This window comes from Winogradskyella poriferorum (genome assembly GCF_050618035.1).
Lineage (GTDB): Bacteria > Bacteroidota > Bacteroidia > Flavobacteriales > Flavobacteriaceae > Winogradskyella > Winogradskyella poriferorum_A.
On the sequence record NZ_JBODPY010000362.1, the window covers coordinates 1 to 207 of the forward strand.

At 29.5% G+C, this 207-nt stretch carries 1 protein-coding gene; it reads right to left on the minus strand.

Annotation, left to right across the window (positions count from 1 at the left end; translation table 11 throughout):
• A partial coding sequence (locus tag ACRHOC_RS16065; protein WP_431159547.1) for a hypothetical protein occupies positions 1-207 on the minus strand: 207 nt, incomplete at both ends.

The window sequence follows — 207 nt, forward strand, 5'->3', positions numbered from 1 at the left end:
AAATCCGGAGTACGTCTTCGGATTTGGCTCGCCTTTCGTATAATCTTCTTTAGATATAATATATAATTGATCTGTAGGCCTGGTTAAGGACACATAAAGTAAATTTATATGGTCAAGTTCTAATTGAGATTGAAGTTGGCTAAAAATATCAGCTCCAATTTGTGCATAATATTCAATTTTATTATTATAATTTAGAAATAACACATT